Source organism: Bacillus sp. es.036 (assembly GCF_002563635.1).
Lineage (GTDB): Bacteria > Bacillota > Bacilli > Bacillales > Guptibacillaceae > Guptibacillus.
The window spans coordinates 3,510,176-3,523,426 of record NZ_PDIZ01000001.1 but is presented as its reverse complement, the minus strand read 5'-3'; the positions used below and the strand labels follow the sequence as shown (position 1 = coordinate 3,523,426).

9 protein-coding genes are annotated in these 13,251 nt (G+C 40.5%); 8 read left to right on the top strand and 1 reads right to left on the bottom strand.

What is annotated here, in order from left to right; genetic code table 11:
* Positions 1-50: 50 nt before the first annotated feature.
* The 5 genes from ATG70_RS17680 to ATG70_RS17660 all read left to right on the top strand — a co-directional run bounded on the left by ATG70_RS17680 (position 51) and on the right by ATG70_RS17660 (position 7,508).
* Positions 51-533 carry a hypothetical protein gene (locus ATG70_RS17680; RefSeq protein WP_098445559.1) on the top strand — a complete coding sequence of 161 codons (483 nt, stop codon included), beginning with the start codon at positions 51-53 and terminating at the stop codon, positions 531-533.
* A 99-nt stretch (positions 534-632) separates the two neighbouring features.
* Positions 633-1,541, top strand: coding sequence for an HD-GYP domain-containing protein (locus ATG70_RS17675; RefSeq protein ID WP_098445558.1), 909 nt, complete (start codon positions 633-635; stop codon positions 1,539-1,541).
* A 126-nt stretch (positions 1,542-1,667) separates the two neighbouring features.
* Entirely contained in the window at positions 1,668-3,830 is a 2,163-nt protein-coding gene (locus ATG70_RS17670; RefSeq protein ID WP_098445557.1) for a DNA topoisomerase III, read from the top strand.
* 342 nt (positions 3,831-4,172) lie between these two features.
* A complete protein-coding gene (locus ATG70_RS17665) occupies positions 4,173-6,056 on the top strand; it encodes a cation:proton antiporter (RefSeq protein ID WP_098445556.1) in 1,884 nt (627 codons plus the stop codon).
* Between the two features lie 120 nt (positions 6,057-6,176).
* On the top strand, positions 6,177-7,508 hold the full coding sequence (locus ATG70_RS17660) for an NAD(P)/FAD-dependent oxidoreductase (RefSeq protein ID WP_098445555.1): 1,332 nt from the start codon (positions 6,177-6,179) through the stop codon (positions 7,506-7,508).
* A 38-nt stretch (positions 7,509-7,546) separates the two neighbouring features.
* Here the strand turns inward: ATG70_RS17660 and ATG70_RS17655 are convergent, their stop codons facing one another.
* Positions 7,547-8,944 (bottom strand): MFS transporter, encoded by a 1,398-nt coding sequence (locus ATG70_RS17655; protein WP_098445554.1) that lies wholly within the window; start codon positions 8,942-8,944, stop codon positions 7,547-7,549.
* 220 nt (positions 8,945-9,164) lie between these two features.
* Here ATG70_RS17655 and ATG70_RS17650 point away from each other — a divergent pair, with 220 nt between their 5' ends.
* From ATG70_RS17650 to ATG70_RS17640, 3 genes are all read left to right on the top strand, one after another.
* Positions 9,165-10,154: a LacI family DNA-binding transcriptional regulator gene (locus ATG70_RS17650; RefSeq protein WP_098445553.1), complete on the top strand. Its 990-nt coding sequence runs from the start codon at positions 9,165-9,167 to the stop codon at positions 10,152-10,154.
* Positions 10,155-10,334: 180 nt separating this feature from the next.
* Positions 10,335-11,729, top strand: a complete 1,395-nt coding sequence (locus tag ATG70_RS17645; protein WP_098445552.1) for a sucrose-specific PTS transporter subunit IIBC — start codon at positions 10,335-10,337, stop codon at positions 11,727-11,729.
* Between the two features lie 66 nt (positions 11,730-11,795).
* Complete coding sequence (locus tag ATG70_RS17640; protein ID WP_098445551.1) at positions 11,796-13,235, top strand: sucrose-6-phosphate hydrolase; 1,440 nt, start codon at positions 11,796-11,798, stop codon at positions 13,233-13,235.
* Positions 13,236-13,251 lie beyond the last annotated feature (16 nt).

Here is a 13,251-nt window from a genome sequence, read left to right as displayed (position 1 = left end):
TGACCCAGATCTATCTTTTCACACATACTAGTTTATTAGGGAGGATTAAAATGAAAAAGTTCTTTGTCGCCTTATTTTCAGTAGTAGCGCTCTTTACGTTTATGGGTACTGGGGCTTTCGCAGCAGAAAATGACAACGCTGAGATATTACAAAAGATTGAAGAAACAAATGTAGCAATTGAACAAGAAATTCAAGCAGCACAGGCTAAAGGTGACAAACTATTGTCAGCGCTTTCTCTAAAAGCAGCAAAGCTAGATGCAAAACTAGAAACGGCTAGACAAAATGGAGCATCAGAAGCGGACATTGCGAAGCTTGAAAAGGAAGTAAAGACAAAAAAAGCAGAGCTTACTGCAAAGTACAACAAGGACCTTGATAAACTAATCGGTGATCTAATCGACAAAACGAACAAAATGACTGCAGACATGATTGAGGAAGCTGCAAAAGAAGGCATACAAGCAGAATGTTCATGGGTATATGTGCAGATTGCAGACCGTTGGGTATGGGTTGATCCGATTCAAATCGTAGGAGTTTAACTGAAAAAGCATCTCTTTTGAGATGCTTTTTATTATATGTCTAGTACTATATAATAAGATATATAGAAAATGTACGTTAGGGGAAAAAGAGGTGTAAATTTGGACGGCTTATCTATAGGGCGTAAGCAGGAGTGTATGGAAGAAGTTGTGCAAGAATCTGCCAAACTTAGTTTATTAGCAAGAGGTTCTGGTATTGAGGTTATGAAACAAGTGGTATATGAAGGAACCACTTTTTATCTATATCCAGGTAACAACCCCGAAAGTTTTGAATTCTTTTATATTTTAGAAGGTGAACTGGTATGTGAAGAACTATCCATTACTTTGAAAAAAGACGATTACTTTTTTGTGAAAGATCTCAAAGAAATCGTTTTTTTTGAAGCTGCTTCTGAAGTCTCGATGATTTGGATGATAAATGAGTCCGTTTTCCATTTAATTAGTCAAAAGGTATCATTATTACTAGAAGTAGTTAGTAAGGTTGAAGAAAAGGATAGATATACTTTTAAACATAGCGTTAGGGTTCAAAATAGTAGTATAAAAATAGGAAAAAAACTCAACCTTTTAAAAGATGAGTTAGATACACTAATTGTCGCTTCAGTCCTCCACGACGTAGGTAAAATTAAAGTTCCTGAAGAAATTCTTAATAAGACAGGCGGTCTTACGGATGAGGAATATGAGATTATAAAAAAGCATCCAGCCGATGGTGCAGAGATGGTGAAAGACTCTTATTATTCTGATATTAGCACGATTATTCATCAGCACCACGAGCGCCTCAACGGTTCTGGTTACCCAGATGGTTTGAAGGGTGAAGAGATCACGATTGGTGCAAAAATTATTGGAGTTAGCGATTCCTATGATGCGATGACGGACGACCGTTCATATCGAAAAGCCTATACACCTGAATATGCTATGAATGAATTAAAGCGTCTTTCAGGCGTCTTATACGATGCTGAAGTGGTTGATGCTCTTGAAGCGGTTTTAATTGAAGAAGGCATTCTGAATAGCAACTAGCCGAAGGGAGATGGAAGACATCTTCTTTTTTGTTTGTTAAACAGGACAATTGATTTGCAATGTTTCACGTGTAACATTGAAGCTGGTATGATAGAGAAATAATCGAAATTTGAGGAGATTGGTATTGTGGGTAAACAACTCATTCTTGCAGAAAAGCCCTCTGTTGGACGTGATATCGCGAGGGTATTAAATTGTACAAAAGGTGGAAATGGTTTTCTTGAAGGAGATCGCTACATCGTAACGTGGGCACTTGGTCATCTAGTGACGCTTGCTGATCCTGAAATTTATAATGAGGCATACAAGACGTGGAAGTTAGAAGATTTGCCGATGCTTCCTGCCCCGTTAAAACTTGTCGTTATTAAAAGAAGTGGAAAACAATTTAGCGTTGTGAAAACGCAAATGAACCGTAATGATGTAAGTGAAATTGTCATTGCAACGGATGCCGGAAGAGAAGGAGAGTTAGTGGCGCGTTGGATTATTGAAAAAGCGCGAGCTAAAAAACCACTAAAGAGGTTGTGGATTTCATCCGTCACAGACAAAGCGATTCGAGATGGATTTAAAAATTTAAAAGATGCGAATCAATACACAAACCTTTATCAAGCAGCTGCAGCAAGGTCAGAAGCAGATTGGTATGTTGGTCTTAATGCAACTCGTGCGCTCACTACAAAATACAATGCACAGCTTTCAAGTGGAAGAGTGCAAACGCCTACGCTTTCGATGATTGCGAAGCGAGAGGAAGAAATTAAATCCTTCCAACCTGAATCTTATTATGGAATGGCGGCAGTGGTGGATGGCTTTACGTTAACGTATCGTGATCCAAAATCGAATGATTCACGTGTCTTCGACCGAGAGCGAATTGATTCTAACCTTAAGCAGTTATCAGGAAAGGTAGCCAAGATAGAAGAAGTGAAGAAAGCAAAGAAAAAGACGTTTGCACCTGGATTGTATGACTTAACTGAACTACAAAGAGACGCGCACAAACGTTTTGGATTTTCAGCGAAAGAAACACTTTCAGCTACCCAGCGTTTGTATGAACAGCACAAACTAGTTACGTATCCGAGAACAGATTCACGCTTCCTTTCTTCTGATATGAAAGACACGTTGAAAGAAAGATTAGAAGCTGTAGCGCCTTATGAGAAAGCAGCGCGAAAAGTACTCGGTAAAACGATTCAAACGGGGAAGCATATTATTGATGATCGAAAAGTATCCGATCATCATGCGATTATTCCGACAGAGCAAACGCCCGTTATTCGAGAACTTAGTGATAAGGATCGGAAAGTATATGATTTGATTGTTAAACGGTTTGTAGCCGCATTATACGAGCCATTTGAATACGAGCAAGTGACGGTAAAGGCTAAGATTGGTGAAGCAAACTTTGATGCCAAAGGAAAGAGAGTGCTTTCTGCCGGTTGGAAAGAAATATACGAGACAGAGGAAGCGGATGTCGTGCTTCCTGAGCTTAAAGAGGGCCAGGAACTTCGCGTGCTCTCTCTAACAAGAACAGAAGGGAAAACCAACCCTCCGCCTCGTTTTAACGAAGGAACACTCTTAACTGCGATGGAAAAGCCAGCTCAATTTTTAAGCATGCAAGATAACAAGCTTGCAAAAACGCTTGGTGAAACCGGTGGACTCGGAACCGTTGCAACGCGTGCGGATATTATCGAGAAATTATTTAATAGCTTTTTAATTGAAAAGAATGGAAAAGATTTAACGATCACATCAAAAGGGAAGCAATTGCTTGATATCGTTCCGGATGAATTGCAATCACCTGCTTTAACTGCAGAATGGGAGCAAAAGCTTGAAGCGATTGGCAAAGGTAACCTTTCAAAGCAGGCATTTATTGAAGAGATGAAAGCCTATGCGAACGAAACCGTTCAGAAAATCAAGTCCAGTTCGAAGAAATATAAGCATGATAACGTAACAGGAACGAAATGTCCTGATTGTGGGAATTTGATGCTTGAAGTGAAAAGTAAAAAAGGTAAAATGCTTGTTTGTCAGGATCGTGAATGTGGCTATCGTAAAGGGAAAAGCAAAGTAACTAACGCAAGGTGTCCAAAGTGTAAAAAGAAACTTGAGCTTCATGGACAAGGTGATGCCCAAACCTTTATATGCAAATGCGGTCATCGTGAAAAACTGTCGACATTTAATGAACGACGCAAAAAAGAAAAAAATACAAAAGCGACGAAGAAAGATGTTTCAAGCTATATGAAAAACCAGCAGAAAGACGAGCCGGTTAATACAGCTCTAGCTGATGCATTAGCGAAATTAAAATTAGATCAAGATAAATAACAGGGAGCAGGGTGACCTGCTTCTTTTTTCATCTAGCTATTATTCATCTAACAAAAAATAATATAGTATGGAAATGGATTGGTTTAACTAATAAAAGGGTACTATTTCTTTTACATATTTCCTTGATAATAGTTCTTTTGATTGAAAAGAGTAGATAGTTGCCTAATCGGACCAATTGCATATAAAATGACGACATGTAAAAGGCGTTTCATTTTTTACTAATTACGCCAATTGTGAGCATATTTTCAAACATTTCTGTTCAGTTCGATTATAGTGAAGTTAGTACGAAGGACAGAATAAGGAATGAAGCACGAGCAGTTGTTAAACATAAGGAGGCTATCTATGGTCGATTCGATATTATTTAATATTATGCTTGTTGGTGCCCTCGGCATCTTTTCGCAATGGGTTGCCTGGCGTTTTCACTTCCCTGCCATTGTCGTTATGTCTATTATTGGTTTGCTTGTCGGGCCGATTTTTGGCTTTCTTCATCCAGAAGATGTATTTGGAGATTTATTCGATCCATTCGTATCGATTGCAGTAGCTATCATTTTATTTGAAGGCAGTCTAAATCTTGATTTTAGAGAAATTAAGGGTCTTGGTCGACCGGTTGGAAGAATTGTAACGGTAGGCGCTTTTCTAGCATGGTTGTTAGGTTCACTGTCAGCGCACTATGTCGCAGGGTTATCCTGGGGTGTTGCGTTCGTGATAGGCGGGTTGTTTATTGTAACGGGTCCAACCGTTATCTTACCGCTACTACGACAAGCCAAACTAAAGCCAAGACCAGCAAAAATATTAAAGTGGGAAGGAATCATCGTCGATCCGCTTGGAGCACTTCTTGCTGTTTTTGCATTTGAAATTATTAAATTTCTAAAAGTAGAGGAAGCAACGGCTACCGTTCTTCTTGTCTTTTTCTTAGGATCTCTTTTTGCAACGCTATTTGGTTTCCTATGTGGACGTGGTATTGGGTGGATGTTTGAGAAGGGATATGTTCCTGAATTCTTAAAATCTCCAGTCGTTTTCGCTGTCGTGATCCTTTGTTTTGCGGTATCTGATGAAATTACGCATGAAACAGGATTGCTTGCTGTTACGGCAATGGGGATTACGCTAGCGAACATGCATATTTCATCGATTGATGATATGAGACATTTTAAAGAAAACATTTCAGTTCTTTTAATCTCAACGATCTTCATCATGCTAACCGCTTCCTTATCCGTTGACACATTGCTTGAAATCTTCCATTGGCAAATCCTTGCGTTTGTCCTACTTATGCTATTTGTGGTAAGACCAATTTCGATCTGGTTATCCACGATTGGAACGGATTTATCCTGGCAGGAAAAAACGCTTGTTGGTTGGATTGCGCCACGAGGAATCGTCGCATTAACTGTCGCAAGTTACTTTGCAAGTGTGTTGCTTGATGCTGGATTTGAAGATGCAAAAATCCTAATGTCTCTCACATTTGCATTAGTATTTGCAACGGTTGTTGTTCATGGATTTTCTATTCGTTGGACGGCAGAGAAGCTTGGACTTGCAAGTGACGGTCAACCGGGAGTTCTAATCGTTGGAGGAAGTACGTTCTCAACGGCGCTTTCTAAAACATTAAAAGAATTAAAGATCCCAGTATTAATCACGGATTCATCATGGCAAAGGCTGCTTACAACGAGAAAAGCAGGCGTACCGTTTTATAGAGGAGAAATTCTTTCTGAACAAACCGAATATCGTCTGGATTTAACGCCTTACGAGTATATGATTGCGGCAACTGAGCTCGATTCTTATAACGCCCTTGTTTGTACAACATTCGTTCCTGAAATTGGACGGAACAACCTCTTCCAGTTAAGTTTACGAAACGATCGAGGCGACGATCTTGAAGAGCTTGTTCATACGATTGGTGGACGCGTGGCGTTTAAAGAAGGAGCAACGTGGGAGACCTTGAATCGTAAAGTAGAGAGTGGCTATGTTTTTCGTAAAACAAACATTACTCAGCAGTATACGTATGATCGGTATTTGAAAGAACGAGATGAAGAAACAATCATGCTCTTTGTGAAGAAACCTTCTGGTAGCTTAGAATTTTTCGCTCACGATTCTCAAACGAGAGCGGAAGCAGGCGATGTACTTGTAAGCCTGATGCCACCAAGTAAGGAATTTAATCGTATCCGTGAAAAGCTTGATAAGCAGCGTACCGATGAGAAAAGCGAGAAAGAAAAAGAACGTCATTTAGAAGATGAGTAAAAAGCCCCCGGCGTGGGGCTTTTTTCATGTGCAAAGCAACAGTCCGATAGAAAGGGTGCTAAAGCTAGAGACTGATAGGGTACCGTAATGATATGCTACTTTAAAGTGGGAGGGTTGATCATGTATGATGTAACCATCATCGGAGCTGGGGTAAGCGGGATTTTTATGGCATACGAGCTGATAAAGCGATACCCAGAATCCAAAATTATGTTGATTGATAAAGGGAAGAAACTCTCAGAACGGAACTGTAAGGCTCGTTCCAAACAAGAATGTTCATGTGACGTTTGTGATCAATACATTGGTTTTGCTGGACTTGGTAAATCAGAAGGCAAGTTTAATTATACGAATGATTTTGGTGGTAATCTCGGTAGAAAAATAGGAACAGTTCAAGCAGAAAAGCTGATGTGGGAAGTCGACCGCATTCTTTGTTCTTTTGGTGGAGAAGAGGCTGAGCTCTATCATACTCATAGCCCAGAGTTAGAGGTGAGTGCAAAAAGCGTAGGATTAGAGGTGTTGACGACTTCGGTAAGACACCTTGGAACGAAACGATCTCACCATGTGTTTCAAAGCTTATATGAGGTTCTTACGAAACGAATTGATTTGTTGTTTGAAACGGACGTGTATTCGATTGAAAAAAGCGATTCCTTTGAAATAAATACCTCAAAAGGAAACATAAAAACAAAGAAAGTTGTGCTATCAACGGGTAACAGCGGGAGTGAGTGGATGTATCGTCAATGTGAACAGCTTGGTCTCCTACCTGGTCCTGCTCGTCTAGATTTAGGGATTCGCGTTGAAATGCGAGGGAACCAGCTTGAGGCAATCTTAAAAGATACGTTTGAAACGAAACTTCATATCAAAAGAGAGGCATTCGAAGGAACGACGTATTGCATGAACCCGAACGGCAGAATAATAAGGAAATATCAACATGGCCTTGTGATGCCTGATGGGCAAAATAAGAGAGAAAAAGATAACGCAGGAAACAATATAAATTTTACTTTATTTGTACCATCTTTTTATTCTTCGAAAGAGGAGGCCGACCTTGTTGCGCAACAGGTGATAGGTGGAATCAATAGGGGAAGAGATCGAATCGTTGTTCAGCGTCTTCAAGATTTAAAAAAACAGCAGGCGACAACGTCTCACATTCTGAGTTCAAATTCAATTGTTCCTTCTCTTGATGGAGAAGCTGGTAACCTTATAGATGAATTGCCAAACATCTATCTGGATGCTCTTCGGGAGTTTTTTGATAGTCTCGAAAAGTTGATAGGAGAGCCTATTGATGAAGAAACCTTGTTATATGGCATAGATGGAAAGTTTTATGAAGCAAAAATACCAACGAATGATTCCTTTGAAACAGATGTAACCGGACTCTTTTTAATTGGAGATTGCTCAGGAGAAACGCATTCCTTATCACAGGCAGCAGCAAGCGGTTTATATGTAGCAAAAATGATATAAAAAAAGATCGGCACTATGGCCGATCTCTTTAGTGAGTGTTACGAAGCAGATGATTCTGATAGTGCTTTTTCACGTTTCGTTAAGAACTTCAACGTGAAGATTGAAAAAGCAATTAGCGCAATACACGTTAACCCTAGGTATAGGTTACTAAAGATAAGATTTTCTCCCGTTAGTGATAAGGGATTCATGGAAAATGACACGTTTTTCATTTCAAGAAGTCTTCCGAAAATAGCTGAGCTAAATGCCCCTGCAAGGAAGTTCAGTAAATTGAAAACGCCCATCCCTACGCCGTTTTGGTTGTCAGGTAGAATAGAAGATAGTAAATCGGCAGTTGAGCTTTGGATGAGCGGGAATCCAAGATAAGCAATTAATAAACAAGGTGCGATGACCCACGCGTTGTAACCTGAAAACGTTGAGATAAAAAATGTGCCGCTCGCAATTAGGAGCAGAGCAATTTTAACGACAAGAATGGCGCCACGCTGTTCAATAATTTTACCGCCTATTTGTCCAATCAATCCGGCTGCCATGGCGCCAGGAAATAAGACAAGGCCGATCTTTAAGGTGGATAAACCATTTAGTTCGCGCAACATGATCGGAATCACAAAAATCAGGCCGAAAAGCGCTGATGTACCTAGAAAGCTTGTTAGAACGGTTATCGTATATTTCGTGTTCTTTAATATCACAGGATCGATAAACGGGTGGGTGATCGTAAATGTCCGCCATAAAAACAGAATGAAAAAGACGATAAAGATTACAAGTAAGTACCATAGGAACGTTGTAATATAGAACAGCAGTGAGGCAACCGATACAGCCATTAAAGCGGCGCCTGGTAAATCAATTGAGCCTGATCGCTTTTCTTCATTCGGCAACCATTTTCGAAAGAGTGGTATTGCGAACACTGTGGCAACAGAAAATAGAAAAAGAAAACGCCAGTTCAAAGTGCCGCCTACAACGCCACCAATGATCGGGCCAACTCCTGAAGCAAATGCAACCGTAGAAGAAATCAGTCCGAATACTCTACCTTTTTCATTAGGCAGGAATCGAATTGGTACGATAAAGGCAAGGGCTGGGATTGTTGCACCACCAATCGCTTGAAGGATTCGCGCGGCTAATAAAGTCGGGTAGTTTGGAGAAAGAAAGCCAATAAAAGCCCCAGTAGCAAAGATACTAATTCCTATAGTGAAAAGTGTTTTAATTGGGTAAATATCGGCCAACTTGCCGTACATGAGAGATCCAATCGCAAACACAAGAATATATCCAGTTAAGACCCAGCTTACTTCTGAAGGGCTAAGATTGAAAGATGCTGCAATATCGGGAATGGCTACGTTAAACATCGTTCCATTCATAACAGCAAAAGCTAATATTGTACAAACAAGGATAATTAACTTTTTGCGTGCCGAGGCATCCAATTTTTCGTGTTCATAGTCGTCTGACATAGCTGCCCTCCTTTAGTTATTGTTAAATTCGGTTAACAAGATTTTATTTAGCAACCCGAAATAATACACACTCCATATAATCATAGAGGGCTAATAGGGAGTTGTAAACTAAGTTGCCTGTCTAAACGATTCAACCGTACATATTTTCCCAGTTATAGACATTAGAGGTTATATCGATTATGATGAAATAAGGAAAGACTGCATTAATGGAGGAACGGTTATGCCAACAATTAAAGATGTAGCAAAACGTGCTGGAGTCTCTCGCACAACAGTTTCACGAGTACTTAATGACAATGGCTATGTAAGTCATGAAGCAAGGCAGCGCGTCGTTGAAGCCGTTGAGGAAATGGGATATATCCCAAGTGCACATGCTAAAACGATGCGAACGAAGCGCTCTGGTGTCATTGGCGTTATTTTGCCAAGAATTAGTACGGAAACAGCCAGTCGCGTTGTGAATGGCATTGAGAAAGAACTTGCAGCCAACGGGTATCAAATTCTTTTAACAAATACACAACTACAGCCGGAGAAAGAAATACAAAATATTAAACTACTAAAAAGTCGTCAAGTTGACGGCATTATTTTGCTTGCCACAAATCGCAATCAAGATTTACTTGATACGATTTCTGAAGCTTCGATCCCTTTTGTTGCCATTGGACAGGAGCTGAGCGGAGTAACTTCTGTGGTATACGACGATTATCATTCTGCTTTTAGTGTAACCGAGTTGCTTATTGAAAAAGGTCATCGTAACATTGGGTTTATTGGTGTACAAGAGACTGACCACTCTGTTGGGGTTGTTCGAAAACAAGGCTATCTTGATGCAATGGAAAAGCACGGTTTCCCAGTTGAAAAAGGATGGGTTCAATATGGTAACTTTACGTTTGAATCAGGTTATGAAGCGGCAAGTCAACTAGTGGAACAATCAGAGCGACGACCAACCGCGATCTTCGCTGTAACAGACCGAATGGCGATCGGAGCGCTTGGCTTTTTGAAGGAACAAAATATTCGAATCCCTGAGGACATCGCTTTATTTGGGATTGGGGCATCAGATTTATCACGACATGTGACCCCACCACTATCCACAGTGGACTATTTTAATGAAGATGCTGGACAGAAGACGGCCCAGCTCATTTTAGAACAGTTATCAGGGAAAGTTTTGGAGAAAGAAAAAATTAAGCTTGATTATAGACTTATCGAGAGAGATAGTGTATAGTAACTAGTGAAAACGATGTCAATTTCTTTTTAATCAATGTGGAATCGTTCACACATCGAATAAAATTAATACTGAATTATTTAGCAAAGAAGAGCGAGTAAATGAAAACGCTCGCATTCTTATTCGCAGAATGTGGAATCGATACCACGAGCAAGATAAACCTTGAAGGGAGTTAATAATATGGCTACAAACCGTGAGATTGCACAGGAAGTCATTGATGCTATTGGAGGCCAGGAAAATATCCAATCGGTTGCTCATTGTGCAACACGACTTAGAATAATGGTGCATGATCAGGAAAAAATCGATCAGGAAAGAGTAGAAGGGGTTGAGAAAGTAAAGGGTGCCTTTTATAATTCCGGACAATATCAAGTTATCTTTGGAACAGGAACAGTTAACCGAATTTATGATGAAGTGACGGCTCTAGGAGCGACTGGTTCAACGAAGTCCGAAATTAAAGAAGAGTCCGCTAAACAGGGAAATGCATTTCAACGTGCGATTCGCTCATTTGGTGACGTGTTCGTTCCAATCATTCCGGCACTAGTTGCAACTGGACTGTTTATGGGACTTCGTGGTCTTGTTTTACAAGAAGAAATCCTCGCCCTTTTCGGTTTAACGCCAGGGGACATTTCGGAAAACTTTATTCTATTCACTCAAGTTCTAACTGATACAGCGTTTATTTTCTTACCAGCGCTTGTAGCATGGTCGACATTCCGAGTGTTCGGAGGTAATCCAACTATTGGTCTCGTTCTCGGATTGATGCTTGTCACACCAGCTCTTCCGAACGCATGGGAAGTAGCAGCAGGAAATGCAGAACCTCTGAAGTTTCTAGGATTTATTCCGGTCGTTGGCTATCAAGGTTCAGTTATTCCGGCATTTGTTGCTGGTTTTCTCGGTGCAAAATTAGAAAAGCGTATTCGTAAAATGGTTCCTGAAGCACTGGACCTTATTTTAACGCCATTTCTAGTCCTGTTAATTATGATTACTTTGTCATTGTTTGCGATCGGACCGATTTTCCATACAGTAGAAGAGTACATTATGGATGGTACGATTTTCATTCTTGATCTTCCATTCGGACTAAGCGGACTGATCATTGGTTTCTTCCATCAGATTATCGTTATTACGGGTGTTCACCATATTTTCAACTTCCTTGAAATTCAGTTGTTTGAAAACCTTGGTTATAATCCGTTTAACCCAATCATTTCAGCTGCCATCGCAGCTCAAGGTGGGGCAGCGCTTGCAGTCGGAATGAAAACAAAATCGAAGAAACTAAAAGCACTAGCACTTCCATCTTCATTATCTGCTTTTCTTGGGATTACAGAGCCGGCAATCTTCGGCGTAAACCTTCGCTATATGAAGCCATTTATTATGGGACTCATTGGTGGGGCAGTTGGTGGATTCCTTGCATCACTCTTTAAGCTTAAAGCAACTGGTCTTGCAGTTACGGTTATTCCAGGTACCCTTTTGTTCTTAAACAGCCAGATCGTTTTATACCTTCTTGTGAATATCATTTCAATCGGTGTTGCGTTCGGTCTGACTTGGGCATTTGGCTACAAAGACGGTATGCTAGATAAATAAAGAAAAGGGGGGCCTCATTAAAAGCGGGTCCCCTTTTTCAAAATTTTGACGAATTAGGTGGTTTATATGATCGATCGAAATGATGAATTAAAAGAGTTAGCAATAAAAGAAATAAATGAACATCGCAATACGGTTGAAAAAGATCATTATCGTTCCGCATTTCACTTAATGCCGCCCGTTGGATTATTAAATGATCCAAACGGCTTTATTCATTGGAAAGGCGTTTATCATGTTTTCTTTCAATGGATGCCGTTCAAAACGGATCATGGGGCAAAATTCTGGGGTCATTATACGTCGACAGATCTCGTGAACTGGGAACTTCAACCAATTGCCTTGGCTCCAGGAGACTGGTATGACAAGAATGGTTGTTATTCAGGAAGTGCAGTGGTTTATGAAGATAAAATGTATCTATTTTATACAGGGAATGTGAAGGACGAAGAAGGCAATCGAGAAACTTATCAGTGTGTAGCCGTATCTGAAGATGGCATTCACTTCGAGAAAAAAGGTGTGGTACTTCACTTACCAGAGGGATATACACCGCATTTTCGTGATCCAAAAGTGTGGCAGCATTTAGGTAAATGGTATATGGTAATTGGCACGCAGAACTTAAATGAAGAAGGACGGGTCGTCTTATTTGAGTCAGCCAACTTAATGGATTGGACGTTTAAAGGTGACGTAACTGCTTCGGGGGAAGAAGCGATTGGTGATCTAGGATTTATGTGGGAATGCCCAGATTTATTCGAATTAGATGGTAAGGATATTCTCCTCTTTTCACCTCAAGGGATAGAGGCAGAAGGATACTTGTATCAAAACATTTATCAAACAGGATACGTATCTGGCGAACTCGATTATGAAAGTGGGAAGATGGGTCACGGAGGATTTACAGAGCTTGACCGCGGTTTTGAGTTTTATGCACCGCAAACAACGCTTGATGAGAATGGAAGAAGGTTGGTCATCGGTTGGATGGGTGTACCGGAGCAGGGAGAAGGGCATCACCCTACGATCGCTCATAAATGGATTCATATTTTGACAGTTCCTCGGGAACTTCATTACGAGGACGAGCGACTCATTCAGCGACCTGCCGTGGAACTAGAAGCGATGCGACATACCGAAATGACAAAAGAAGCGAATCTGTCGAATGAGCTAAAACAGTGGAGTGAGCTGAACGGTGCGGTATACGAGCTGCTTGTCCAACTAGAAGAAATAAAAGGAACGTTTTCGGTAAACTTACGAAACAACGCCTCTCTGACATATGATTCTACAAAAGCATTGTTAACATTTAAGAGAAAAAGCTTTGTAGACGGGAGAGAAGAAACGCGCAGCTGCTTGATTAACAGCGTGAAAGAGCTCCGTTTTTATGTTGATTCTTCTTCCATTGAAGTGTTTGTGAACGATGGCGAAGAGGTATTTACATCGAGGTTCTTCCCTGAGGAAAGCAACGAGAGTCTTGTATTTGAAGCTGTTGGCGATTCAAAATTTCAAGTGACGAAATGGTTGTTAAATTAATGCAGGTACAAAATCC

What these genes read in the sequence shown, in the direction of transcription:
- ATG70_RS17660 (WP_098445555.1), top strand. Translation starts at nt 6,177, where the DNA reads ATGTATGATGTAACCATCATCGGAGCTGGGGTAAGCGGGATTTTTATG.
- ATG70_RS17680 (WP_098445559.1), top strand. Translation starts at nt 51, where the DNA reads ATGAAAAAGTTCTTTGTCGCCTTATTTTCAGTAGTAGCGCTCTTTACG.
- ATG70_RS17650 (WP_098445553.1), top strand. Translation starts at nt 9,165, where the DNA reads ATGCCAACAATTAAAGATGTAGCAAAACGTGCTGGAGTCTCTCGCACA.
- ATG70_RS17665 (WP_098445556.1), top strand. Translation starts at nt 4,173, where the DNA reads ATGGTCGATTCGATATTATTTAATATTATGCTTGTTGGTGCCCTCGGC.
- ATG70_RS17655 (WP_098445554.1), bottom strand. Translation starts at nt 8,944, where the DNA reads ATGTCAGACGACTATGAACACGAAAAATTGGATGCCTCGGCACGCAAA.
- ATG70_RS17640 (WP_098445551.1), top strand. Translation starts at nt 11,796, where the DNA reads ATGATCGATCGAAATGATGAATTAAAAGAGTTAGCAATAAAAGAAATA.
- ATG70_RS17645 (WP_098445552.1), top strand. Translation starts at nt 10,335, where the DNA reads ATGGCTACAAACCGTGAGATTGCACAGGAAGTCATTGATGCTATTGGA.